The 26,705-nt window shown below is 48.3% G+C and carries 19 protein-coding genes and 4 pseudogenes; 21 read left to right on the top strand and 2 right to left on the bottom strand.

Annotation, left to right across the window (positions count from 1 at the left end; all coding sequences use genetic code 11):
* Positions 1-298: 298 nt before the first annotated feature.
* From P378_RS05750 to ligD (P378_RS05740), 3 genes and pseudogenes are all read left to right on the top strand, one after another.
* A pseudogene (locus P378_RS05750) lies at positions 299-1,527 on the top strand (SpoVR family protein); the annotation flags it as partial.
* Positions 1,528-1,749: 222 nt separating this feature from the next.
* Positions 1,750-2,591 (top strand): annotated as a pseudogene (gene ku / locus P378_RS05745) (non-homologous end joining protein Ku).
* Between the two features lie 60 nt (positions 2,592-2,651).
* Positions 2,652-3,566 (top strand): non-homologous end-joining DNA ligase, encoded by a 915-nt coding sequence (ligD, locus tag P378_RS05740; protein ID WP_099082580.1) that lies wholly within the window; start codon positions 2,652-2,654, stop codon positions 3,564-3,566.
* 40 nt (positions 3,567-3,606) lie between these two features.
* Here ligD (P378_RS05740) and P378_RS05735 read toward each other — a convergent pair.
* Positions 3,607-4,961 (bottom strand): annotated as a pseudogene (locus P378_RS05735) (sigma-54-dependent transcriptional regulator).
* On the bottom strand, positions 4,958-6,487 hold the full coding sequence (locus tag P378_RS05730) for an ATP-binding protein (RefSeq protein ID WP_099082579.1): 1,530 nt from the start codon (positions 6,485-6,487) through the stop codon (positions 4,958-4,960). Before P378_RS05730 ends, P378_RS05735 begins: the two are co-directional and overlap by 4 nt.
* Positions 6,488-6,930: 443 nt before the next feature.
* Between P378_RS05730 and P378_RS05725 the strand changes: the two genes are divergently transcribed.
* The 18 genes and pseudogenes from P378_RS05725 to xerC all read left to right on the top strand — a co-directional run bounded on the left by P378_RS05725 (position 6,931) and on the right by xerC (position 26,687).
* A complete protein-coding gene (locus P378_RS05725; RefSeq protein ID WP_099082578.1) occupies positions 6,931-7,158 on the top strand; it encodes a hypothetical protein in 228 nt (75 codons plus the stop codon).
* Entirely contained in the window at positions 7,131-7,628 is a 498-nt protein-coding gene (locus P378_RS05720) for a CBS domain-containing protein (RefSeq protein WP_099082577.1), read from the top strand. The genes P378_RS05725 and P378_RS05720 overlap by 28 nt, the downstream gene beginning before the upstream one ends.
* Positions 7,629-7,643: 15 nt before the next feature.
* Positions 7,644-8,021, top strand: coding sequence for a hypothetical protein (locus P378_RS05715; RefSeq protein ID WP_099082576.1), 378 nt, complete (start codon positions 7,644-7,646; stop codon positions 8,019-8,021).
* 20 nt (positions 8,022-8,041) lie between these two features.
* On the top strand, positions 8,042-8,830 hold the full coding sequence (locus P378_RS05710) for a WYL domain-containing transcriptional regulator (protein WP_099082584.1): 789 nt from the start codon (positions 8,042-8,044) through the stop codon (positions 8,828-8,830).
* A gap of 301 nt (positions 8,831-9,131) precedes the next feature.
* A complete protein-coding gene (locus P378_RS05705; protein WP_099082575.1) occupies positions 9,132-10,853 on the top strand; it encodes a SulP family inorganic anion transporter in 1,722 nt (573 codons plus the stop codon).
* 455 nt (positions 10,854-11,308) lie between these two features.
* Positions 11,309-11,584, top strand: coding sequence for a hypothetical protein (locus tag P378_RS05700; RefSeq protein ID WP_099082574.1), 276 nt, complete (start codon positions 11,309-11,311; stop codon positions 11,582-11,584).
* A 299-nt stretch (positions 11,585-11,883) separates the two neighbouring features.
* Positions 11,884-12,315 carry a Na-translocating system protein MpsC family protein gene (locus tag P378_RS05695; RefSeq protein ID WP_099082573.1) on the top strand — a complete coding sequence of 144 codons (432 nt, stop codon included), beginning with the start codon at positions 11,884-11,886 and terminating at the stop codon, positions 12,313-12,315.
* A 204-nt stretch (positions 12,316-12,519) separates the two neighbouring features.
* Complete coding sequence (locus tag P378_RS05690; RefSeq protein ID WP_099082572.1) at positions 12,520-13,971, top strand: SLC13 family permease; 1,452 nt, start codon at positions 12,520-12,522, stop codon at positions 13,969-13,971.
* Between the two features lie 81 nt (positions 13,972-14,052).
* The gene (locus tag P378_RS05685; RefSeq protein WP_099082571.1) at positions 14,053-15,336 is read left to right on the top strand and encodes an ArsB/NhaD family transporter; all 1,284 of its coding nucleotides are present in this window, start codon (positions 14,053-14,055) and stop codon (positions 15,334-15,336) included.
* Between the two features lie 39 nt (positions 15,337-15,375).
* Positions 15,376-15,819 carry an HTH domain-containing protein gene (locus tag P378_RS05680; RefSeq protein ID WP_099082570.1) on the top strand — a complete coding sequence of 148 codons (444 nt, stop codon included), beginning with the start codon at positions 15,376-15,378 and terminating at the stop codon, positions 15,817-15,819.
* Between the two features lie 416 nt (positions 15,820-16,235).
* Positions 16,236-16,604, top strand: coding sequence for a Na-translocating system protein MpsC family protein (locus tag P378_RS05675; RefSeq protein ID WP_099082569.1), 369 nt, complete (start codon positions 16,236-16,238; stop codon positions 16,602-16,604).
* Between the two features lie 296 nt (positions 16,605-16,900).
* Positions 16,901-18,349, top strand: coding sequence for an SLC13 family permease (locus P378_RS05670; protein ID WP_099082583.1), 1,449 nt, complete (start codon positions 16,901-16,903; stop codon positions 18,347-18,349).
* A gap of 147 nt (positions 18,350-18,496) precedes the next feature.
* The gene (locus tag P378_RS05665; RefSeq protein ID WP_099082582.1) at positions 18,497-19,780 is read left to right on the top strand and encodes an ArsB/NhaD family transporter; all 1,284 of its coding nucleotides are present in this window, start codon (positions 18,497-18,499) and stop codon (positions 19,778-19,780) included.
* A 102-nt stretch (positions 19,781-19,882) separates the two neighbouring features.
* Positions 19,883-20,791 (top strand): non-homologous end-joining DNA ligase, encoded by a 909-nt coding sequence (ligD, locus tag P378_RS05660; protein ID WP_099082568.1) that lies wholly within the window; start codon positions 19,883-19,885, stop codon positions 20,789-20,791.
* 87 nt (positions 20,792-20,878) lie between these two features.
* Complete coding sequence (gene dprA, locus P378_RS05655; protein WP_099082567.1) at positions 20,879-21,976, top strand: DNA-processing protein DprA; 1,098 nt, start codon at positions 20,879-20,881, stop codon at positions 21,974-21,976.
* Positions 21,977-22,107: 131 nt separating this feature from the next.
* Positions 22,108-24,243: a type I DNA topoisomerase gene (topA, locus tag P378_RS05650; protein WP_099082566.1), complete on the top strand. Its 2,136-nt coding sequence runs from the start codon at positions 22,108-22,110 to the stop codon at positions 24,241-24,243.
* Positions 24,244-24,350: 107 nt separating this feature from the next.
* Positions 24,351-25,676 (top strand): FADH(2)-oxidizing methylenetetrahydrofolate--tRNA-(uracil(54)-C(5))-methyltransferase TrmFO, encoded by a 1,326-nt coding sequence (trmFO, locus tag P378_RS05645; RefSeq protein WP_099082565.1) that lies wholly within the window; start codon positions 24,351-24,353, stop codon positions 25,674-25,676.
* 116 nt (positions 25,677-25,792) lie between these two features.
* Positions 25,793-26,687 (top strand): annotated as a pseudogene (gene xerC, locus P378_RS21115) (tyrosine recombinase XerC).
* Positions 26,688-26,705: the final 18 nt, after the last annotated feature.

The following is a 26,705-nucleotide window of genomic DNA, read 5'->3' as shown; positions in this document are numbered from 1 at the left end:
TAACAATGGAACAAATTGCCAAAGAGCCATTACCTGCGATTATAAGATAAGTGCGCCCAATTGCATGACAAATACTGGAAAATGGGAGGTAATATACCCAAAAAATATTAGTTTTCGTCTTAAAATCTAAAAAAGTGGGTCGCTACTGTTAATTAATGTAAATTTTATTTTTTGAAAGAAGTAAAATTAGGGTTTTAAAGGGGTTTTTTCAACACCCTCCTAGTGGTCAATTTTTATTTTAGCAAATACACCCGGCTTCGAGGAAAACTATACTGATTTTATACTTTACGAATGGTTAGGCAAATCATACCACCGGATGAAAACGCAGTATGACTACAACTTGACCAGAATTTATGAAATGGTGATAAACTCAAACCCCTGTTATGCTTTCCTGCTGGAGGGCAATACCATCATCCAGAACAAGATGGTGGCAGCCCATGTGCTGGCCCACTGCGATTTTTTAAGAACAATGTGTATTTCAGCCATACCAACCCTAAGGATATCATAGAATCCATGGCGGTTGCCGCTGACCGATTTCGCAAATATGAAATGGTGCACGGTCAGGATAAGGTAGAAGCATTTCTGGATGCAGTGATGTCCGTCCAGGAGCACATCGACCCCCATCGGATGATTAAACGGCAGCAGAAAAACTGCGGCAAGCAAGAAAGCTGCTGTGGAGAAAAACCCGAAACACCCTATGACGACCTGTGGGAATTGGATAAACCGGCCCATGCCTGCGGCTGCCAGGGAGGATGCAAAAACAAACGTGCCAAACTGCCGGAGCAGCCGGAAAAGGATCTCCTGCTGTTTATCATGGAGAATGCCAAAGAGCTGGAAGAATGGCACCTGGATATTATTTCCACCTTACGGGACGAAATGTTTTATTTCTGGCCCCAGATGCAGACGAAAATTATGAACGAAGGCTGGGCCACTTACTGGCATTTAAGAATCATGCGGGAAATGGAGCTAACGGAGGCAGAAGCCATTGAGTTTGCCAAAATGCACGCAGGAGTCATCGTGTCTTCCCGCAACAACATCAACCCGTATTTGTTGGGCCTTAAAATGTTTGAGGATATCGAGAAACGCTGGGACCAGAAATTTGGTGAAGGGGCCGGCCGGGAAAAAATATTTGAGATCCGGGAAATGGATAATGATATCTCCTTCCTCCGCAATTACCTGACAAAGGAACTGGTGGAGGAACTGGATTTATATTTATACCGCAAAATCGGGCACGACTGGAAAATCATCGAAAAAAACTGGGAAAAGGTACGGGATCACCTGGTTCACAGCATGACCAACTGCGGTTTCCCGGTAATTATGGTGGAAGACGGGGATTATGGCAAACGGGGGGAACTGTATCTGCGTCACGTCTTTGAGGATAGGGAACTGGACATCAAATATTTGGAGAAGACGCTGGTCCATGTGCATAAACTTTGGAACAGGCCGGTCCATCTGGAAACCAGGATTGACAACAAACCTGCCCTGTTTACCTTTGACGGAGAAAAAGGAAACAGGAAGTTTCTTTAAATTTCGGGTTCTTTGTGTTGCTGATTCAACTAAAAAGGCCGTCAGGCTCGCGTTTATAACCTTGTTGGGGTTATCGGCGTGAGCTTTTTTGTTGAAAGAAGACAAGCTGGTCTTTAGCAGGACATTTGTCAAAGGTGGTTGTTCTTTTTGGACACCGGCCGGTAAATTTGATCAATAAAGAACGGGCATACTACAACAAAAAAACACTGGAGTGAAGTCAGCATGAGACCCCTGTGGAAAGGTGCCGTAAGCTTCGGGCTGGTATATGTGCCGGTGAAAATGTATGCCGCCACGGAAAAGAAAAATATTAAATTTAATTACCTGCACGAAAAATGCAAGACACCCATTCAATACCGTCGTTACTGTCCCTATTGTGATACAGAGGTGGCCAATGAGGAAATCGTCAGGGGCTATGAGTACGAAAAAGGTAAATATGTCATCATGAAGGAAGAGGATTTAGAGCATTTACCCGGCGAGAACACCCGCAGCATCAACATTGTTGATTTTGTGGATTTAAAAGACATCGATCCCCTTTTTTATGATAAGGGTTATTACTTGTCGCCGGGTGAAGGTGGACAAAAGGTTTATGAACTGCTCAAAAAGTCCATGCAGGAAACCGGTAAAGTGGCGGTGGCCAAGGTGGTCATTCGGAACAAAGAATCCCTGGCGGCTCTACGGGTGGCAGACGGAGTCTTGACCATGAGCACTATGTTTTATCCCGATGAAGTAAGAAAACCGGCCGCCATTCCGGAACTGGATTATAAAGTGGATGTCCACGATAACGAGCTTAAAATGGCGGTAAATCTAATCAACAACCTGTCTGCGGAGTTTCAGCCGGAGAAGTATACCGACGACTACCGGGAGCAACTGATGGAAGTCATTCAGCCAAAGTGGCAGGAGAAGGGGGGGAGGTGGCCCCTGTACCGCAGACGGACAAAGTGGTTGACCTGATGTCCGCCCTGAAGGCCAGCATTGACCTGGTGAAACAGGACAGAGGGGACAAAAAGAAAAAAGAGGCGGGCACCAGGAAAGGCACCAGAGGCAGAAAGGCAACGGCATCTTAAAACAGTCGGTATGGAAAGGGGGCGGAAAAAATAAATAAACAACTGCCTAAACTGAAACCCATGCTGGCAGTGCAAACTCATCCCTTTGACAGCTCTGACTATTTGTATGAAATAAAGTGGGACGGTTACCGGGGACTGGCCTATCTGGACCATCAGACCACGCTGCTCTCCCGCAACCAACTGGATTTGACCCCGCGATTTCCGGAGCTGCAGGGACTGCATTTGAGGGCAAAGGAGAAACCAACGGTTTTGGACGGGGAAATTGTCATCCTCCAGGACGGCAAACCGTCCTTCAGCGCGCTGCAGACCCGGGGTAAGATTTCTGATGCTCTTAAAGTTAAAAGGCTGTCCCGGCAAATCCCGGCCACATTTATCGCCTTTGATGTGCTGTACAAAGCGGGAGAAAATGTGATGGGCATGACCACCCGGGAAAGAAAACAACTATTGGAGGAGATCGTTGAGCAAGGTCCGGATCTTATCATTTCCCAGTATGTGGTGGGATCCGGCGTTGACTTTTACCGGGCAGTGACTGCCGCCGGCTTGGAAGGCATGGTGGCTAAGCGCCTGGACAGCCCTTATCTGCCGGGCAAAAGATCCCCTGCCTGGAAAAAGGTTCGGCTGGTGCAGTCCGCGGAGTGGGCCATTTGCGGTTGGGAAAAGGGGGAGGGCAAAAGAAGCCTGGGCGCCCTCATCCTGGCAGGGTATCAGGACGGAAAGTGGATTTATATGGGAAAGGTAGGTACCGGTTTTACCAGGGACGAAGAGGACAGGCTGTTAAAACTGCTGAAACCGTTGGAGCTCCCGTCCCCTGTTTTTGCGCCGCCCAGGGGGGAAATCAGGCAGCCCACCTGGGTTCAACCGGCATTGGTCTGCGAAGTGACCTTCAGTGAAATCAGCCCTGACGGCAGGTTACGGCACCCCAGCTACAAAGGAATCCGCCATGACAAACTGCCGCAGGAGTGTGCACCGCAGTAAAAAAGCACAACCCCTTGCCATTCAGGGTTGTGCTTTTGCTTTAAAGTTTAATTTGATATTTTTGAGCCCTGTAAAGCAGAGCCGAACGGGTGATGCCAAGAAGTTGGGCGGCCTTTGTTTGATTGCCGCCGCTTTTTTCCAATGCTTTAAGAATCAATTCCTTTTCCACTTCATCAAAGGAAATGCCCTGATCGGGGAAATTTATAATCAGACCCTGACTGGCTTCACTCTTACCGGTGTCGGTCTTTTGTATTTCTTTAGGTAAATGATGGGCTTTAATCTCATGCCCCTGGGACAGGATAACGGCCCTTTCAATAACATTTTGCAATTCCCGGATGTTGCCGGGCCACTCGTACGATGTAAGAAGTCCCATCGCTTCCGGAGACATAAATTGTTCCTGGGAAGGATTAAATTTTTGCAGGAAATGCATGACCAGCAAAGGAATATCCTCCGCTCTTTCCCGCAAGGGAGGCAGGTGGATGGGCAAGACGTTCAGCCGGTAATATAAATCCTCCCGGAAAGTTCCTTTTCGGATGCACTCCATGGGGTCCCGGTTGGTGGCGGCGATAACCCGCACATCCACCTTAATGCTTTCGGTTCCCCCACCCGTTCAAACTGCTTTTCCTGCAAAACCCGCAGCAGTTTAACCTGCATGGAAAGGGGCATCTCGGTGATCTCATCAAGGAACAATGTCCCGTGGTTGGCCAGTTCAAAGCGTCCCAATTTACGGGCTACGGCGCCGGTAAAGGCCCCCTTTTCATGTCCAAACAGCTCGCTTTCCAGCAAAGACTCCGGCAAAGCGGCACAGTTAATGGGTACAAAGGGTTTGTCCCGGCGGGAACTGAGCTGGTGGATGGACAGGGCGGTTACCTCCTTGCCGGTACCGCTTTCACCGGTGATTAATACGGTGGCGTTGCTGTCTGCCACCTTTTCCATCAGTGTACATACATCCTGGATGGCCTGGCTGTTCCCAACAATACGACCGTATTTTTTGCTCAGTTCGGAACGCAGAAAGGTAACTTCCTCCTGCAGCCGGCTGACCATTAAGGCCTGTCTGACCACCAATTTCAACTCGTCCAAATCAAAGGGCTTGGTGATGTAGTCCGCTGCCCCCAGTTTCATGGCCTCAATGGCTGTGTCAATGGTGCCGTGGGCTGTTATCATGATGACCGGCAGCTTTGGCATCAAGTCCTTTGCCTTCACCAGCACCTCCAAACCATCCATCTCCGGCATTTTTAAATCCAGAATCACCAGGGAAGGGATCTCTTTTCGGAGCAGTTCCAATCCTTGTTTGCCCCTGGTGGCGGTGAGCACCTGGTAGCCCTCCTGACGCAACCCCTTTTCCAAGGCCCAACACATATGCTCTTCATCGTCAATTACAAGTATTTTGTTCATTGAAAGCACTCCCTTCCTTCGGGTTGGATTTGGGGTAGACTTACGGTAAAGGTGGTGCCGGCCGAAGAGGTTTCGGTGACCCAGATTTTCCCCCCGTGCAGGTGAACGATCTGGTGACTGATGGCCAGGCCCAAACCGGAACCGTCTTCCTTCGTGCTGTAAAAGGGATCAAAAATACGGGCCAGGTCCTGGGGTTCAATTCCTTTCCCGGTGTCTGTGAAGCAGACCTGTACGGTATCCTTATCCGTCCTTGTTTGTATCGTCAGTTTGCCGCCCCCCGGCATGGCTTGGATGGCGTTTAAGATCAAGTTAACAAAGACCTGCTTGATTCTGTCCGCATCGATGGCTGCCGGGGGTAATGCAGAGGCAAAACTTTTCTCCAGCTCAATCTTATTTTGTCTTAGCATGGGATAGGTAAAGGTTAATACCGACTCCAAAAGCACGTTTAAATCTGTGGGACTGACAATCGGTTTACTGGGACGTCCAAAATCCAATAATTCCTGAACCACTTTGTTTCCCCGGTCGATTTGTTCACAAATAACCCGGGTATATTCCTTTATTTCCTGCAGGGATTTAAACTCACCTTCCATAACCTGCACCGTTGCTTTCACGATTCCCAGGGGGTTTCTTAGCTCATGGGCAACACCGGTCACCAGGCGGCCCAGGGCAACCAACCTCTCCGAACGCATCAATTCCTCTTCCAGTCTTTTCTTTTCCTTGAGAGAATCCGCCATGTTATTGATGGCCTGTACCACTTCACCAATTTCGCCGGGCATGGCCGGCAGTCTTTTTTCAATATCTTCCTCCATACCAAGCAGGCCTTTTTTTATCACCTGTACTTCGGAAGCCAAATTGTGAATGACATAAAGGGCCGCTCCCAGACCGAAGATCAAACCAAAAAGTGTAAGGTACCTGGCGACCAGGCTGAACTGCCTGCTCTGGGCAAAGACCGGGTGCACCTGTTCGTCCGCCCAGGCAATGGCAACCAGTCGGCCCTTATGCATGACCGGCATCAGGTATTCAAAGGTCTGATCTCCAAGGGAACCGGTGATTCGGGATAAGGGTTCCTTGGTAGCGGTAACGGCTGTAATGCCGGAGGAAGCCTCGTTTAAAATTCGCTGCTCCCTTGCTTTTTTCTCCTCCGGTGTTTGGGGCCGGTACTGGTGTAAAAAACCATAAACGTAAAGGTCTTTGGTTTCAGGAATATAGAGACCCAGGCGGACTCCCGGGTTGGCATCGGCCAACGGCTTGGCAGACTTTTTAAAGGCGCCGGCCAGCACATGCACGTTGTTGGATGAGGCCGCAAACCTGTCGCCCTGTGCCTGGTTGAGATACTCATTTAATTCCCGGACAGTGGTTTTCACCATGGTTCCCAGTCGTTCTTCTTTTGTTTTTAACAGTATTTCATCCTTGGCCCCGGAAAAAAAGATGTCATAAACCATGACCAGGATCGGAATTAATAAGATGGCCGAAACAGTGACCATAATTTGAGTGGCAAAGGATGTATTTTTAAAGATCCTTAACATAGCAATCACCTCCTAATGCATGTTAACAAACAGCTGCAGGTTGCTGTGTATAAAATCATACAGAACAGTTGGTTTGTTACAACAAGCACAAATGTACGTAGAATAAGAGATTGCGAATGATAACGGAGTATCACAACAGATCCCGAAGTGTATGTGTATGAAACATACAGTTAGTTTATTGTTTAGCTAGGAAAAACCCCAAAAATAAGTGGCATGGTTTTTGCTTGTAAGTGGGGGTAAGAGAGAATAAAAAGGATACTTCTTAAGAAAAATTCAATTCATTATACCATAATGGCTAAAAGTGTTAAATGAGCAATGGTTGATTTTATACATAGTTCAGCAAAATTTTTGTTTCTGGTCCTTGTATTTGTTTGTAATCAAGCAATTATTCCGGAGAGCTATGGAACAAGTCAATTTTTAATTCTCAAAGGGAGGAATGGGGCATGACCAGCGCTCAATTTGCGGCATGGGTTCAGGAGAAATTTGATTCCTGCAATATTCATAATGAAATTGAGACCAGTAAAGTGATCGTGGAAGTAATGAAAAAATTTTTTCCCTGGCAAAAGAAGAGGAAGAGAACCATTAAACGGTTACACAGTAAGCAAGGTCGTATGGTGGTTTCAACAAGGGGTGAGAGTACTGGATGCCCGAACATGCAGAAAAAAAAGTAAAACACATTATGGTGCCCATCCAGGATTATGCAACCGTTTTTTTGGAAAACTCCCTGAGAGATGCCATGTTTGTTTTAAAAAGCACTTTCTTTGCGGGGTGTACAGCCGGGTCGCAGGCTCACCGGTCGGTCTTGGTGTTTGACAATCATAAAAAATTGGTTGGAACCTTAAGTTTTCGAGATGTTATCGCTTCATTAAAAACACACGGCGAAGGACCCAACTACTGGGAAAGTACCTTTACTCGCTTATGTCTTTTCCAGGCCGGCAAGAAAGTGAAAGAGGTTATGAGGCCGCTGGGGGAGATCAGGGTCAATGTAGAGGACGGTATTCTGGACGCCATTGACTTGCTGATGGACCAGGATTTGGAACTGATCCCGGTGGAGGAAAAGGGTCATATCGTTGGCATGGTCAGGACGGTTGAAATCTTTAAGGAAGTTAGCGAACTGGTTGAGGCCAATGCCTTGTCGTAACAGGGGGCGAGAGAAATGAGCTTTTTGTCTTACCCGGAGGGCACAGGAGCAGGTACAGCAAACAACGAGTTTTTCCGGCAATTAATAAGCCATCTGACAAACCATGCCGGCATTCAAAGGTCGGCAAAATTGAAAGGGGTTGTGCAAAGGGCGGTTGCAGCCGGCGATTTGTGTACCGGCTATCCTCACCTTAACAGGGATGTGGTCATGGCCGGCATGCTGCTGTTCCCTCTGATCAGGGAAGGATACCTTCCGGGCGGCCTGCAGGGGGCTATGGGGGTTCTTGGGGGTATGGAAGTGGAGGAGAGATTTAAGATCCTGCAAGTTCTCGTGTCTGCGCAAACGGATTTTGCCCGGGGCGAGGCAAAGATAGTCCGATATTTCTACCATTGACGGTGAATGGAGTGATGGTATTGGATAAAAATCGTTTTAAAAAAGCAAAACACAATCATTCCTGGAATCTGGAAATCGTATTAAAAGAATTACGGCAGCACAGCGATCAAGGCGGTGTCTCGCTGGAGTACCTGGCCCTGGCATGCGGGGTAAGCACCAGGCAGATCTACCGCTATCTCAGAGAACTGCAAAGCTTGGGATACGAAATTCTAAAGACGGTTTCTCATGATTCAGAATGTTCCGGCGGTTACACCCTGAAGGAACCTGATTCGGAACATCACGAAGAATTGCCGCTGCTTAATCTGCTGGATGACTTGGAAAAACAAAAAAATCAAATCCTGCTTGCAAAAACCTTTATCAAAGAATTGTTAATTCGTTTATGGATGAACAAGCTGGGCGTGGTTTTACCCTTAACCCTTCCCATCCTGGCATTTGATCATGATGATGCGGTTACTGTGAGCCGGCAGACACTGGTTATCTCTGATCCGTCGGTGGGGGTCTACGAGGATGTGAGGATCAGGGTATCCGCCAGGGTAATCAGCAATGTTACACAAAGTTTGGCCGCTGAGATTATTGCCAAACAAAAACAAAAAGACGGCTGGTTTAACGTTCAATTAAAGACCAAAAGGATCCGGGAAATGACCGGTTTACTGACGCAATGGGGCAGCGAAATTGAGGTTGTCGAACCCGGTTGGCTCAGGCACAGGATGTTGGAGAATTGCAAAGCCCTTCTTCATGCCAACTGGTTGAGAAAACTGGATAAAACCAATCTTTGTGTTCAGGGTAGTAAATTTCTAGTTAGTTATTAAAGAATTCATTGATGAGAGAGGGGGTGGCGAAAAGAAGTTCAGGAAGATGAACCTTGGTTGTTTTTCGGAAGAAATGTACGTTTGAACTGTTTTCAGAGACGCGATTATGCATGACATGTACCTGCTGAAGGATTTACAGAAGACTTATTCCAACAAGTTAACCGGTTGATCATGAAATGTTCAAGCACATTTGGTATAAAACTAACTTGGGAAGCACTTTGTTTCACAAACAAGCAAACGAAGCAGCGTATTCTTTACAGCACCTTGTCTTTAACTAAATTGATCTTTGGGGGCTATCGTTATGAACATTTTAAAGTACGTACCGATCTTGGATACCTTAAAGAACTACGATAAGCGGGACTTTCGATTTGATTTAATCGCTGCGCTTACCGTAGCAGTGGTCGCTCTGCCGCAAACCATGGCCTACGCCATGATTGCCGGTGTCCACCCGGCTTACGGCCTGTATTCGGGGATTGTCCTTACCATCATCGCATCTTCCTTCGGCAGTTCCCACCAACTGGCCACCGGGCCCACCAACGCCATTTCTCTGCTCATTGCAGCTTACATGGTGCCCTTTGTGGGGCAGGATAATTTCTTTGCCAACCTGTTCTTACTGACCTTTCTGGTGGGCGCCATCCAGTTTTTAATGGGTGTGTTACGGCTGGGTTCCCTGGTCAACTATGTATCCCACGCAGTTATCGTAGGCTTTACCGCCGGCGCCGGTATTATCATTGCCATGGGACAGCTCAACAACCTGATGGGGATCAAGCTGCCCCAGGGGCATCTTTCCAGTATCGATAAAGTGGTCGCCTGTTTCCAAAACATTGATAAAATGAACTACGTTGCCTTTGGCATCGGACTCTTTACCATTGCGATCATCCTGATCTGCAGAAGGATTAATAAAAACCTGCCCGGTGCGTTATTGGGGGTCATTTTCTCGGTCATTTTGGTGATGGTCCTGGGGCTGGAAAAATACGGTGTAAAAGTGGTCGGGAAAATTCCCCAGGCCGTTCCACCTTTCAGCATGCCCAATTTTAATCCTTCAGCCATTGCTGATTTAGGCACCGGGGCGCTGGTCATTGCCATTATCGGGCTGGTGGAGGCGGTATCCATCTCCAAGGCCATTGCCTCCAAAACACTGCAAAAAATCGACCCCAACCAGGAGTTTATCGGCCAGGGCATGGCCAACATGGGCGGCGCCTTCCTAAGCAGTATTGCGGGTTCCGGTTCCTTCACCCGTTCGGCCATCACCTACCAGAACGGGGGCAGAACCAGGCTGTCCGGGGTGCTGGTGGGTTTCATCATTCTGCTGGTATTAATCTTCTTTGCACCCTTTGCCAGGTATATCCCCAATGCTAGTCTGGCCGGGGTCATCATGGTGGTGGCTTATTCCATGATTGACAAGAAGGCCCTGGTGAAAGTGTTGAAAACCAACCGCAATGATGCCGTTGTATTGCTGGTAACCATGCTAACCACCATCTTTGCGCCTGAACTGGAACAGGCCATTTACGCCGGTGTGGCCATTTCTCTGATCCTCTATCTGAAAGACTCCGGCGTGGCCAGCGTGAAAACCCTGGCTCCCGTCAGAGCCAGTGACGGGAGATTTGTGGAGCAGACCATTAACGGCGAGAGTCCCTCCATTGCCATTTTCCAACTGGAAGGCAACCTTTATTTCGGCTCTGCTTCCGATTTGGAAAAGAAGCTAACGGATAATTATTCGGATTCCCAGGTATTTCTGATCCGTTTTAAAGGTGTTTCGGTGATCGACATTACTGCCCTGGAGGTTATTGAGGCCTTCATTAACAGGGCCCTGGGTGGTAACAAGAGAGTCATGATGTCAGGTGTTACACCGAAAATCTATAAAATGCTGGAGAAAATGCACATTGTTGATCACGTGGGCAAAGACAATATCTTTATGGAAGATGATGAAGTATTCGCCACTTCCGGCAAAGCCCTGGACGAAGCCAGTTCCTTTGTACGTAATGTCAGCTACAGCTCGCAGGAAAGAGCTGTCCAGGCATAATTCGAGACCCGGGAGTAACATGGTAATAAAATAAAAAAATATTATACATTTTTTAATTAATTATAACAATCCAGAAGGTTAAAAAATCTTTTTGAATTATTTTTCGTCATTACAAGTACGAAAATAAAATAAGTAAAGAGTTCGTAACAAAAAAGCGGCCTGGCGGACCGCTTTTTTAATGCTTCATAAAATTGAGATAAGTAATTGTATGATATAGATAGCAGGAGATAAATAGAAATATCTTACTTGAATGAAGCTGTACAAAATTTCACGTAACAGTTATTTTAAGACAAAGCAAAATGTCACCTCGTTTTGCAATGTTTAAAAATGTTGGGCAGACAAGGTGCGAAGGAAGACTTGGCATTGGGTAGGCCGGCACAGTGTACGGAGATTTTTCCGCGCGCGTGTGCTGGCCTTTTCGTTTCGGCCACAGTATAGATTAAGGGGGTAGAAAAATGTACGGAACCTCTAAGTGCGGCAAATGTGCCAACAAGGAAACCTGTGAAATTCGGTTGCACCTCGGCAGCATCATCCAAGAAGCCATCAAGAATGCGGAAACGGAAGTAAAACGCCTGGCGCCCAAGGAAATTGACTATATGATTTTGACGGACATTTCGGTGATTCCCACCCGCTGCGAGAACTATGTAAGTCTGGACGGTTTGAAAGAAGAACAAAGTGAAAGGGAAAGTTTGTTTTTCCTGGGCAGATCCCTGGCGCCTACGGCCATATAAAAAATACAAGAAAGATGTCAACGCTCCTGACAAATCAGGGGCTTTTTATTTGACAAAGGGACTCTTTAAACCGCCAATTTCAATGCTATCAGGAGTAGTCAGTAGTGACAAAAAAATTTATTCCCGTGGAAACATGAGCAGAAGGGCAATTGTGAGAGTACAAGTGCTGAAAATCACAAAAACAAGGAAATATCGCCCTGTACAATAATTTCTTGTTTTATTACGCTAATAGCACAATGACAGAACAATTTGTCAATAAGGGAGTTTAACGGTTGTCATAAAAGACAGGGGGCTGGTTTATGTCACAGTCCGCAATGGAAAAACGCATATGCGATGAATTTATCAAGTTCCAGAGAGAACTCGTTGGGCGGGGACCGGAGTGTACCAGGGTAATGATCTGCCGGGATATGGTGATCATCCGGTCAACCGGCGTCCTGACCAAGGAGGAAAAACATGTGAGCGGAACTCGCAAGGGCAGATCTCTGGTAAAGCAATTAAGAATGGAGTTAAGAGAAACGTACATTGAACGAATCGAAGACGTTATCCGGGAGATTACACAGTGCAAAGTCATGAGCAGCCATGGGGATATCAGTATCAGAACCGGTGAACATATCGAAGTCTTTATCCTGGATGCCGATTTGGAAAAAAGTTTAGAAGATAACCGGCAGGTTGAATTCTTGTTTGATGAAGCTGCAAGGGTTCGCGTTGTCGGATCTCTGAAAGGTTGGTAGGCCTTACACAAAGCTGAACCTTGGTGTTGGTAGACCAGCGTTATCAATGGGCAGGAAACTGCTTGATTGGTCGCTGGTCTTTTTATTTTCACCGGAAGGGGGTGGGTTACCGGCAGGATTGATTTTTCAAGAACTGCCTTGTTTACACTACTATAAACATAAGCAAGCACCTTAGTGAAAAAAGAAAGAGAGAGGTGTGGTAGGATGAACAAAAACAGTAAGCGTATTTTCTTTATATTATTGGGGTTAGGTTTGTTTTTAGCGCTTTATTTTGCTCCCCAATTCGGTCCTGCTGTGGACCCGTCCGGAAAAGCCTTTGAATTGTCTCAGGAAGGTAAGGCAGCCATTGGCTTATTCCTGCTGGCAGGTATTTGGTGGGTCTTTGAAGTGACCCCCATCGGTGTCACCAGTATTGCCATCGGTGTTTTCCAGGCCTTATTTTTCATTCGTCCGGCCAAGGATGCTTTCCGTGATTTTATGGATCCCACGGTCATGTTTATTTTAGGTTCCCTATTGATCGGTTTAGCATTTACCAAGGCCGGCGTCACCAAGAGAATCGCCTATAAAATGTTGGATGTGGTCGGTGAAGATACCCGGAAGATTTTATTAGGGGTATTTGTCGTAACGGCATTATTAACCCACATTATGGCCCATACGGCGGTAGCCGCCACCATGTTCCCGATTTTGGTCGCCATCCTGGCCCTTTACGGCGAAAACTCCGACGGCAGGCCCACCAAGTTCGGTAAGGCTTTGTTTATCGGGATGGCCTATACGGCTGGTGCGGGCAGTATCTGTACCCTGCTGGGCGGCGCCCGTAACCCCGCGGCGGTTGGTTTCTATAAGGAATTTACCGGGATTGACGTATCCTTTATTGAATTCACCACCCACCTGGCCCCTTTTGGCTGGGCAGCGGTTTTACTGGTCTGGGCTTTACTGCTGGTTATCTACAAACCTGAAAAAACCAAGATTCCCGGCTTACGGGAAAAGGCTCGTGCCGAATATGCCAAACTGGGACCTGTCAGCAAGCAAGAGATTTTCGTTGGCATTGTCGTCTTCTGTGCTTTGACCATGCTTGTGCTGCAGGCAATTATTCCCGCCTTAAAAACCATGGACCGTTCTGTTCCGCTGCTGGCTGCAGGATTACTGTTCTTCCTCTCGAATATACTGACAGTGGAAGACTTGGAGAAGAAAATTCCCTGGAACATCGTCCTGCTGTTCTCCGGCGCCATGAGTATTGGTTTCTGCCTGTGGAAAACCGGCGCTGCTCAATGGATTGCCGTTAAGTGGCTGGCGATGCTGGTAAATGCTCACTGGCTGGTATTTGTACTGGGGATCTGTTTCCTGGTGCTGATCATGACCAACTTTATCATGAACGTGGCGGCCATTGCCATCACCTTGCCCGTGGCCCTGGTCATTGCCAAATACTTAGGAGTCAACCCTGAATTGATTTTGTACGGCGCTACCGCTATGGCCGGGATGCCCTTCCTGCTGCTGATCGGCGCCGCTCCAAACGCCATGGCCTACGAGTCCAAACAATTTACCACCGGTGAATTCTTTATGACCGGTATTCCCGCCAGTGCCATGATTCTCTGCCTCCTGGTCTTGATGACCTTTACCTACTGGCCTTTGATCGGCATGTCAGCGCTGATTAAATAGCACCCCATCTCTGATACACCTGGAGCTGCCAGGTGTATCAGAAATTTGTCCTATTTCATTTAACGAGCGAGGGGATACATTGTGGAAGCAAACAGCCAGGTTATTTTTGCCACAGCGGTGTTTTTAATCACCTATGCCGTTATTATTTCGGAAAAGATTCACCGGGCGGTGATTGCGCTCCTGGGGGCCATGGTCATTATCCTGGGAGGCGTACTCCATCAGGAAAAAGCGGTAGAAGCGGTTGATTTCAACACCATTGGCCTGCTGGTAGGCATGATGATTATCGTAGGTGTTGCCAGAAATTCCGGTGTCTTCGAGTATCTTGCGGTCTGGGCTGCTAAAAGGAGTAAGGGTGAGCCGCTGGCCATTTTGGTATCTTTATCCGTCATTACAGCCTGTTTGTCCGCTCTTCTTGATAACGTAACAACCGTTTTGTTGATTGTGCCCGTAACCTTTTCCATTGCCAGGGCACTGGAAATTAACCCCAGCCCCATTTTGATCTCAGAAGTTTTGGCATCCAACATCGGCGGAACCGCAACACTCATTGGTGATCCCCCGAATATTATGATTGGTTCTGCCACCGGCTTGGGGTTTATGGACTTTGTGATTAATCTTACACCGGTCATTATTGTGATTATGGCAGTTACAGTCGTTCTCCTTAAGATGATTTATCGAAAACAGTTGATTGTACGGGAAGAATTAAAGCAAAACATTATGGATTTAAACCCGGAAAACGAAATTAAAGACCCGGTATTGTTAAAGAAATCTTTGTTTGTCATCGCTTTAACCATTGGTGGCTTTTTACTGCACCAGTACGTTCACCTGGAATCGGCTACCATCGCCCTGGGGGGGGCGGCCCTTTTACTTTTAATTACCGGTGATGATCCGGAGCATGCCCTGGCAGCCGTTGAGTGGCCCGTCATCTTCTTCTTCGCCGGACTGTTTATCCTGGTGGGCGGTCTGGAGGAAGTGGGGGTCATTGAATGGATTGCCAGGGAGTCGCTGAAACTGACCGGGGGCGAATTGCTGCCCACCGGCATGTTAATCCTGTGGTTATCAGCCATTGCCTCGGCCTTTGTGGATAACATTCCCTTTGTGGCCACCATGATCCCGTTAATTCAGGAAATGGGCAGGTTGGGCGGCATTGCCGACCTGAACCCGCTCTGGTGGTCTTTATCCCTGGGTGCTTGCCTGGGCGGCAACGGCACCATTATCGGCGCATCTGCCAACGTTGTGGTGGCCGGCATGGCAGAGAAGCGTGGCGTTAAGTGGACTTTCGTCGGTTTTATGAAAGTGGCCTTTCCTCTTATGCTTGTTTCTGTCGTTATTTCAACTGTCTACCTGTATTTCTTCTTTTTAACCTAATCATCTGGCAATCTCAGGTATTAGGGGAGTGATGTCCTCTTGGAAGTACCGGATATTCTAAATGCGCCGGCGAAACGCGGCAAGCATAATCATGAGGCCAACCTGGGGATTGTACTAAGGGAACTGAGGGACAGCACTCAGGCAGGAGGGGTAACTCTCCAGCACCTGGTAAATGTATGTGGAGTCAGTAAGCGCCACATTTACCGTTATTTGAAAGAATTGGAGGAGATGGGTGTACCCATAGAAAGGCCGCAGATTATCCAACCGGGCAAGTTGGGCGTGGGGCGCTATAAATTAAAGGACAGTCAGGCCAATGAAGCGATGGGTGAGACCATGCTGCTGGCGGCTTTAAATCAAATGCTGGAACGGTGCCATATTTACCACAATCAGATGGTGTTTTTAAAGGGTGTCATTGTTCAGAGCATGGCCATCCGTTACGGATTTAAGCTGCCACCGCATCTGATGATGCAGGGGGAACAGTAATCTCAAAAATTTAATGAAAGTGTTAGAACGGAACCCTTTCTCGGATTGCTGAGAAAGGGTTTGTTTTTGTTAAGAAAATCTTAAAGTTGCGAAACAAACATTAATATGAAGAAAGACTGAGTTATTTTACAAGAAACACAGGTGCAAGTAAATATATCGGGCTGTACAGAATTAATTTAAATCTGTACTTTAGAGACACAAAAGTTTGTCATTACACGACATTAGATTTTTGTCACAAAAGACAAGACCTTATTCAGTTGTGCGTTGAGATAAATGGAGAAATTTTTTGACATACCATGAGGAGGTTTGTGTTTATCGTAACAAACTTTTGCCTGCAACTCCGAGCACCCTTTTGACACAAAGCACCTGACCGATAAGCCTGTATTTGGAATTCAAACTGAAAAGGGGGAGGGTACTTGAGCCAGCAGACATTACTGGAAAAACAAATATGCGAGGCCTTTATAAAATTCCAACGGGAACTGGTGGGGCGGGGACCGGAAACCACAAAGGCCATGATTTGCCGGGATATGGTGATTGTCCGTTCCAAAGGGGTCCTGACCAAAGAAGAAAAACATGTCAGCAGCACCCGGAAAGGCAGATCCCTGGTGAAGCAGCTAAGAATGGAGCTTCGAGAGTCTTACCTGGAGCAAATTGAAAACATGGTTGCTGACCTAACCAAATGCCAGGTTGTCAGCAGTCACGGGGACATCAGTATCCGAACAGGGGAGCAAATAGAAGTTTTTATCTTAAACACAGACTTAGAAAGAAAAATAAAAACAAACTAACTGGCCTGAGACTTGGATAAGGTCGCAGGCGAGTTAATAGGGTGGAATGTTGGTAGACCGGATGCGAAGCCGTAAGGCTTGGTATAAAGTAAACCAACGTTATCTTGGTTCATGATGGCCAAAATAGCGTTGGTTTTATTTTTTGAGGGAGGGGAGGGCTGTACCCGGGCTCAGTCGCACGCAGCATCAGTAACAGCTTTACATACAGCACCTTTTACCGCTTCGTGAGTTGGAAGAAAAAATAAATGAGTGTTATAACGTTAAGCACCTTTATTATTTTAGTCGAGGTGATTGCTATGAGTAGTGAAGTAAAACGGTATTTCTTTGTGGTTCTCGGATTTGCTGCATTGTTATTATTTTATTTTATGCCGTCCCTGGACCCTGCGGTGGACCCCATGGGCAAAAGCTTTGAACTTACACAGGCCGGTAAAGCCGGTCTGGGGCTGTTCCTGTTAGCAGGGATCTGGTGGGTTTTTGAAGTGGTTCCCATTGGTGTAACCAGTATTGCCATCGGCATTTTACAACCTGTATTTGGCATTCGTCCTGCAAAAGAAGCGTTTCGGGATTTTATGGACCCCACAGTCATGTTTATTTTAGGTTCACTGCTGGTAGGGCTTGCCTTTACCCAGTGCGGCATTACCAAAAGGATCGCCTATAAGATGCTGGTGATTGTCGGCGAAGACACCAGAAAGATTTTGCTGGGTGTTTTTGTCCTGACAGCGCTGTTAACTCACGTCATGGCTCATACCGCTGTAGCAGGCACCATGTTTCCCATCTTGATGTCCATTTTGGCGCTGTATGGCGCTGAAGCGGGGAAGCCCAGTAAATTCGGTAAAGCACTGTTTATCGGCATGGCCTTTGCCGCCGGTGCGGGCAGTATTTGCACGTTGATGGGCGGGGCCCGGAACCCTGCAGCTGTCGGCTTCTTTAAAGAATTTACAGGACAGGATGTCAGCTTTTTAGAATTTTCCGCAGCCCTGGCGCCCTTTGGCTGGGCCAGCGTTTTTATGGTGTTCTTCTTAATGATTACCCTTTTTAAGCCTGAGAAACTACAGGTGCCCGGTCTACGCCAGCGCGCCCAGAACGAATTGGATAAATTAGGTCCCATTACCAAACAGGAAATTTTTGTACTTAGCGTGGTTACCATTGCCCTGTGCACCTTAATTTTCCAAAAGTTTATCCCGGCACTGAAGGGTATGGACCGGTCCGTGCCTTTGCTGGCAGCAGGCTTAATCTTCTTTATTACGAAGGTGCTTACTGTAAAAGAACTGGAAAAATCCATCCCCTGGAACATCATGCTGCTGTTCTCCGGGGCTATGAGTATCGGTTTTGCTCTATGGCAAACCGGGGCTGCCGAATGGATGGCTGTCAGCTGGCTATCCCTCATTAAAGATGCCCCCTGGTTGGTGTTCCTGCTAGGTATTTCCTTCCTGGTACTTATTTTAACAAACTTTATTATGAACGTAGCGGCCATTTCCATTTGTCTGCCCGTCGCTCTGGTTATTGCCAAATACCTGGGCGTAAACCCGGAAATCGTTCTGTACTCTTCCGTAGCCATGTCTGGGATGCCTTTCCTGCTGTTGATCGGCGCCGCTCCCAATGCCATTGCTTACGAGTCCAGGCAATTTACCACCGGTGAGTTCTTTGTCACCGGTATCCCGGCAAGTTTAGCCATTCTCGCCATGGTGGCAATCTTCTCCTTAACCTTCTGGCCCATTATCGGCATTCCTGCTGTTCTTCACTAATACCCGTGAACCCCTGGTTACAAAACCAGGGGTTCTTAAAATAAAATGTTTTTAATTCTCTCATTGTAATGACAAGGGAATGGCATTATAATACTCATTGGTGACATGCGTGGTAATACCTTTAATTTATTTGCAGAGGTGATGTATGTGGAAGGAAACAGCCAGGTCATTTTAGCGACTACCATATTTTTGGTAGCCTATGCCATTATCATTTCAGAAAAGATTCACCGTACCGTTGTCGCCCTTTTTGGGGCGATGATTCTGATTATTGCCGGTGTGCTGCACCAGGACGAGGCGATCCATCATATTGACTTTAATACCATCGGGTTGCTGGTAGGTATGATGATTATCGTGGGAATTACCAGACGTTCAGGGGTATTTGAGTATTTGGCCGTGAAAGCTGCCAAGCAAAGCAAAGGCGAACCACTGGCCATCATGGTGTCCTTGTCCATTGTTACTGCCGTTTTATCTGCACTGCTGGACAATGTTACCACGGTTCTTTTGATTGTTCCGGTTACTTTTTCCATTGCCCGGCAGCTGGAAATTAACCCCATGCCCATTTTAATTGCTGAAATTCTGGCGTCCAACATTGGCGGTACTGCCACCCTGGTTGGTGACCCGCCGAATATTATGATTGGTTCGGCCGTCGGCATCGGTTTTATGGACTTTGTTATCAATCTGACTCCCATTGTAGCTCCCATTATGATTGTTACAATTTACCTGCTAAAATGGATCTACAGGAAGCAGTTTGTGGTTCGGGAAGAGTTAAAGAAAAATATTTTGGCCATGAATGAAAATGACGAAATTAAAGATCCCAAACTTCTCAAGCAGTCTCTCATCGTGCTTGCTCTGACCGTGCTAGGCTTCTTATTACACCAGTATGTCCACTTGGAGTCTGCTACCATTGCTCTGGCGGGAGCGGCTCTGCTGCTGTTAGTGACGCGCCAGGAACCCGAGCATGCTTTAGAAGCGGTGGAATGGCCTGTGATCTTCTTTTTTGCCGGCCTGTTCATCCTGGTGGGCGGTCTGGTAGAAGTTGGGGTCATTGAGTGGATTGCGGTGCAAGCCCTTGAATTAACCGGGGGCGAATTGCTGACCACAGGGATGTTAATCCTCTGGCTGTCAGCCATTGCATCTGCCTTTGTTGATAACATCCCCTTTGTTGCGACCATGATCCCTCTTATTCAAGATATGGGACGTTTAGGTGGCATTACCGATCTGATGCCCCTGTGGTGGTCCCTTTCCCTGGGTGCTTGCCTGGGCGGTAACGGTACCATTATCGGCGCTTCTGCGAACGTAGTTGTTGCCGGTATGGCCGAGAAACAGGGTATTCACTTTACCTTCTTAGGCTTTATGAAGGTTGCCTTCCCGCTCATGCTGGTATCCATCGTTATGTCCACGGTGTATTTGTACTTCTTCTACTTAACTTAATTTTACCGGCTGTTGGCCCGGTGATATGCAAATATCGCCGGGCTATTATATTTCTCACCGTCCGGGGGACAAATAGTAACAGAAACGAGGGAGGGAATAAATTTGGCTACTGCTGTCGCCACCGAAGTCACCTTAGAAGGAAAAAAGATCAAACTTACCAATTTAAACAAGCTAATGTGGCCTGAGGGCTTGACCAAAGCCCATTTGGTAAAGTATTATACGGACATTGCGCCCTACTTGCTTCCCTACATTAAAGGTCGTCCCCTGGTCATGAAGCGATACCCCCATGGCATTGAGGGAGAGTATTTTTACCAGAAGGAGTGCCCCGACTACGCGCCGGATTGGGTGCAAACCGTAAGCGTCCCTCATACAGACAAAAGGGTCAATTACATCGTGTGTGAGGATGCTGCCACGTTGGTTTGGCTGGCCAACCAGGGATGTATTGAAATTCATGCATGGTTGTCACAGAAATCCAATGTGGAACACCCTGATATCGCCATCATTGACCTGGACCCAGGGGATCAGGCCAGTTTTAAGGATGTCATGGAAGTGGCCCTGGTGGTGCACCAGGCCTTAAATCACCTCCGTTTAAAAGGCTATCCCAAAACTTCCGGAGCCAGCGGCATTCATATCTTCATTCCGTTGCAGCCCGTCCATACGTTCCAGGAAGTCACCAGGGCCATGGGTTTGGTGGCCAGACTGGTGGCCGGCACCTTGCCGGACAAGGCAACCGTTGAAAGATCACTGGAAAAGCGGGAACAGAACAAGGTGTATGTGGACTACCTGCAAAATACCCGGGGTAAAAGCATGGCCTGGACCTACAGCCTAAGGCCGCTGCCCGGTGCGCCCGTTTCAACCCCCGTTCCTTGGGAAGAAATTGAACACCTGGCCCTTAACCCGGCGGATTTTAACATGGCCACCATCTTTCGACGCCTGCAGTTGTTTGGGGACTTGCACCGGGACATGGCCAAGAACCCCCAGGATTTATCAGAAATCCTGAGCATGACATAATTCATTTCGATAAAATTTAACACTTTGGAAGGAAAAACCAATTGCCATCCCGAAAGTGGTAGAAATCCAACTGCAGGGGTGGTCGGTTTGCAGAACCGTCAATATTGGATATACTGGCAAATGCTGATGCCCGGCGCCGGTCGCCGGGTCTGGGATTTGGTGAATTATTTTGGCTCCCCGAAGCAGGCCTGGGAGGCTGCCGAGTCCGAATTGTCGGAAATCCCTTTTATCGGAAGGGACGACGCAAAAAAATTGGTTAAGCGGAGGGAAAGCTTACAGTACGGTAAGCTGGTTGAATACCTGAAGAAGTTGAACTGTGCCGTCTTCACCATTGAAGACGAGGCATACCCTTCTCTGCTGAAAACCATTTATGACCCGCCGCCGGCCATTTTTGTCAGGGGCGCATTGCCCTCCGGTGAAAACGCTGCTTTAGCCATGGTGGGTTCCAGGCAGCCGACCCCTTACGGCTTGGCCGCGGCCGAATCCTTGGCCGGTGAATTGGCCGGGGCGGGGCTTACCATCATCAGCGGCATGGCCAGGGGAATTGACAGTGCGGCACACCGGGGGGCTTTAAAGGTGAACGGCAGCACCGTCGCTGTTTTAGGTTGCGGCCCCGATGTTGTTTACCCCAGGGAAAATGAGCGATTAATGAAACAAATCCTGGAAAAGGGAGCTGTACTGACGGAATTTCCCCCGGGCACCGCACCTAAACCCTGGCATTTTCCCTGTCGAAATCGAATCATCAGCGGGTTGAGCAGCGCTGTGCTGGTGGTGGAAGCAGCAGAAAAAAGCGGCGCCTTGATCACCGCCGATTTTGCTCTTGAGCAGGGCCGGGAGGTCCTGGCCATTCCGGGAAATATAAACAGTAGCAAAAGTGCCGGCGCCAATAAACTGATCCGGCAGGGTGCCAGACTTATCACAAGACCGGCCGATGTTCTGGAGGAATTGGGTCTGGGAGACATCTCCCTGCATAATCGTTGCGGCAAGGGATTGGATTGCGCCGGTTTAACCGGCAATGAGAAAAAAGTCATGCAGGCCCTGACACACCTGCCCATGTCACTGGAGCAGATTATTGACGAATGCCGTTTGGAACCGAAAGAGGTTGCCGCCGCGTTGACCGTTTTAGAGCTAAAGGGTTTCACCCGAATACTGCCGGGGAAGATGTATGCGGCTGCCGGACTATAGAGTGTTCTAAAAGATTAGGAATTTTGATACATTGTAAAAGAAGTAAGGGACGGTAATAATAGTTCCAAGAGGAACGGAAACCCTTACTAACATGAGAGCTTGCTAGGCTTTCGTAAAATGGGGTGTACCGATTGAGTAAAACACTTGTGATTGTTGAATCACCTGCCAAAGCTAAAAGCATCGGCAAATATCTAGGCAGAAATTATACCGTAAAGGCTTCCATGGGGCATGTGCGGGACCTGCCCAAAAGTCAATTCGGTGTAGATGTAGAAAATGATTTTTCTCCCAAGTACATCGCCATCCGGGGCAAAGGGGATATTATCAAGGAACTTCGCACCGCCGTCAAAAAGGCGGACCGGGTCCTGCTGGCCTCCGACCCTGACCGGGAAGGGGAAGCCATTGCCTGGCACTTGACCAAGTTACTGGATATTAATGAAGACAGCCACTGTCGCATTGAGTTTAACGAAATTACGCCAAAGGCCATTGAACAGGCAGTAAAACACCCGCGCCCCATTGACCTGGACAGGGTGCATGCACAACAGGCCAGAAGGATTTTGGATCGCCTGGTAGGATATAATCTAAGTCCCCTTCTCTGGCGAAAGGTAAAAAAGGGACTGTCGGCAGGCAGAGTTCAATCCGTTGCCGTCAGGCTGATTTGTGACCGGGAAGAGGAAATTCAGGCCTTTACTCCTGAAGAGTACTGGAGCCTTACGGCTAAATTAGTCAAGTCTGGAAAATCTCCCTTTGAGGCGAAGCTTCATAAATATCAAAACAAAAAGATCGAAATACTCAACCAGGAGACCATGGATAAAATTCTGGCTGACCTCAAGGGAGTTTCTTACGTTGTTGCCAGCGTGACCAGAAAGGAGAAACTGCGCCACCCAGCGGCGCCCTTTACCACCAGTTCGCTGCAGCAGGAAGCTTCCAGAAAGCTGAATTTTACTTCCCGCAAAACCATGGTGGTGGCCCAGCAGCTCTACGAAGGTCTGGACCTGGGCAAAGAAGGCCCGGTGGGCTTGGTCACGTATATTCGCACCGATTCCACCAGGGTTTCGGAAACGGCTGTGGAAGAGGCCAGAAAATTCATTTTGGAAAGATTTGGACCGGCTTATCTTCCCAAGCAGCCAAGGCAGGTGGCGTCCAAGGGCAAGGTGCAGGATGCCCACGAGGCCATCCGCCCCACATCGGTGAACCGTGATCCGGAAAGCATCAAAGAGTTTTTAACCAACGATCAATACAAGCTTTATAAACTGATCTGGTCAAGATTTGTGGCCAGCCAGATGGCGCCGGCGGTCATTGATACCACCAGCATGGACATCGCCGCAGGAGACTATATTTTCCGGGCCAGCGGCTCCATCGTCAAGTTTCCAGGATTTATGCAGGTCTATATTGAAGGAAATGATGACGGCACCAAAGAAGAAGAAAAACTGCTGCCGGAACTGGCAGAAGGGGATAAGGTACAGGCCAAGTCGTTAACACCCAAGCAGCACTTTACCCAGCCACCGCCCCGCTATACCGATGCCACCCTGGTGAAAGTATTGGAAGAAAAAGGCATCGGGCGCCCCAGCACCTATGCGCCCATTGTGGAAACCATTCAAAAGCGCGGCTATGTGGTGAGGGAAAACAAACAATTCTATCCCACGGAACTGGGCATGATTGTGGTGGATCTGCTGAAACACCATTTCCCGGAAATCATAAACATAGAGTTTACGGCCGATATGGAAGAAAAATTGGACCAGATTGCCGAAGGCGAACAATGGTGGGCGGGTGTCTTAAAAGAATTCTACGAACCCTTCTCCAAGACCCTGGAAGCGGCCGAGGAAAAAATCGGCAAAGTTGAAGTTGCCGATGAAGTGACGGAAGAGGTCTGCGAACAGTGCGGCAGAAATATGGTTATAAAACTGGGACGGTACGGAAAATTTCTGGCCTGCCCCGGTTTCCCCGAATGCCGCAACACCAGGCCGCTGCTGGAGCCAACGGGAGTAAACTGTCCCAGGTGTGAAGGCGAAATGGTATTGAGACGCAGCAAAAAAGGGCGCAAGTTTTACGGCTGCAGCCGTTATCCTGAATGTGAATTTGTTACCTGGGATACGCCCACACAGGAGAAGTGTCCCCAATGCGGCGAAATGATGGTAGAAAAAATGAACCGCAGTCGAGAAAAACTGCTGCAATGTGTGAACGAACACTGTCCAACTAGAGGAGAAACCGGTACTTCTGAAAAGAAGGGTGCCGTAAAGAAGAAAAAGGCTGTCAGCAAGAAGAAGTAAGATGTGAGAAAATGGAGGTGAGATGATCGGGGTAACGAAGCAAGGACCCGGGTTTTCTCACTTCTAACCTCCCACTTCTCACCTCTCAAACAGGAGGCTAATCAGAAATGTCAGAAACCAGGGTTATGGTAATCGGCGCCGGGTTGGCAGGGTCCGAGGCGGCCTGGCAGTTGGCCCGCCGGGGAGTCAAGGTCGATCTTTATGAAATGAGGCCACGGAAATACCCGCCGGCCCACCACACTCCTTACTTTTCAGAACTGGTTTGCAGTAATTCCCTGAGAGCCGCTGCCATTGAAAACGCCGTAGGTTTGCTGAAAGAAGAAATGCGGCAGCTGGGCTCTTTAATTATTTCTGCCGCAGATGCCCACAGGGTACCGGCCGGGGGCGCACTTGCGGTGGACCGGGAAGGGTTTGCCAGATTCATTACCCACACCCTGGAGCGGCACCCGCTGATTGATGTGCACCGGGATGAGGTAACAAAATTGCCTGGGCAGGGAGTTGTCATCATTGCGTCAGGCCCCCTTACCTCAGAGGCGTTGTCACAGGAAATCGCCAGGCTGACAGGGGAACAGTACCTATACTTTTATGATGCGGCCGCTCCCATTGTAACCCTGGAGTCCCTGGATATAACAAAGGTTTTTCGGGCTTCCCGGTATGGGAAGGGCGAAGAGGCCTATTTAAATTGCCCCATGAACCGGGAAGAATATGAAACCTTTTACGAAGCGCTGCTTCATGCAGAAAGGGCACCTTTAAAGGAATTCGAGAAACAAGTTCACTTTGAAGGGTGCATGCCCGTTGAGGTTTTGGCTTCCCGGGGGAAAGACACACTGCTTTACGGACCGCTCAAGCCTGTGGGCCTGACAGATCCCCGCACGGGAAAAAGACCCCACGGGGTTGTCCAGCTAAGGCAGGACAATGCGGAAGGAACCCTTTACAACCTGGTTGGTTTTCAAACAAACCTCAAATGGGGAGAGCAAAAGAGAGTTTTTAGTTTGATCCCGGGGTTGAAAAATGCAGAATTTGTCCGCTACGGAGTTATGCACCGGAATACCTATATCAACTCCCCGGCTTTATTAAAGCCGACACTGCAGATGAAAGAACATGAATCAATCTTTTTCGCCGGTCAGATCACCGGGGTGGAAGGCTATGTGGAATCCGCCGCGGCAGGGTTGATGGCGGGGCTTAACGCGGCCAGGCTGGCAACGGGCCGGAAATTGCTAGAATTTCCCGTGGAGACTGCCCACGGAGCTCTCGTCCATTATATTACCACCGCCCCCGGTGGGAACTTCCAACCGATGAACGTTACCTTCGGGCTGTTTCCAGAGCTTCCCGTACGAATCAAAGGGAAAAGGGAACGGGGTCAAGCCCATGCGGTAAGGGCTTTGAACATGCTTAAAGAATGGTCAGAAGCGGAAAGAATCAATGATCTTTAAATTTTCAAAATGTGATAACAATTTCTTCTTTAAATTGTCGAAAGGTAGTTGCAATTTAAAGTGGGCTTGTGATATGCTTTATTAAGTGCCATATTTCGACACTCCGACGGGTTGTTATGTATATTCTGATCGATCATTTTATCGGTTATTTAAAACTACAAAAGAATTTTTCCGACCGTACCGTAGAAGCCTACCAGAAAGATCTATTTGACGGCTTGGACTTTTTTTCTTCCGTTCTTTCCACCCCGGTGGAACAGATCGAGCCGTCTGTTATTGATGGCAGGCTGCTGCGAGGCTTTTTGGCGAATTTACAGCAAAGGAAATTGAGCAGGGCCACGGTGGCCAGAAAATTGGCCTCCTGGCGGTCCTTTTTCCGGTTTTTATACAACGACAGGCTGATCAAAGCCAATCCCATGCTGAGGATGGCCAACCCGAAGCAGGAAAAAAGGCTGCCCAAATTCCTGCACCAGGAAGAGGCGAAACAACTTGTGGAGGCGCCGGATGCCACTCCCCTGGGCCTCCGGGACCGGGCGCTGCTGGAGTTTCTTTATGCCACAGGAACCCGGTATCCGAGTTAGTTTCCCTGGACCTGAATAACCTTGAACTGAACCGGGGTTACGTAAGGGTGATGGGCAAGGGGGCCAAGGAACGAATGGTCCCGATTCATGACCGGGCGGTGGCGGCCCTGGAACACTATTTACGAAATGTCAGACCCGGCCTGGTTAAACAGGATTGTCCCGCAGTATTTGTCAATTATCAGGGACCCGACTCAGTGACCGGGGCATTCGAAAAATCATCGATAAATACTGCCGGCAGGTGGGGCTTAAAAATAACATCAGTCCCCATGCGATCCGTCATTCCTTTGCCACACACCTGCTGGATAACGGCGCGGATTTGCGCAGTGTCCAGGAATTGTTGGGGCATGTTTCGTTATCTACCACTCAGATTTATACACACGTTACCAAGCAGAAACTGAAGAAGGTTTACAAGATGAACCACCCGAGGGCATAGGTTGGTTAGAGGGAAGGG

Source organism: Desulforamulus profundi, from assembly GCF_002607855.1.
This window is presented reverse-complemented; position numbering and strand designations above follow the sequence as displayed.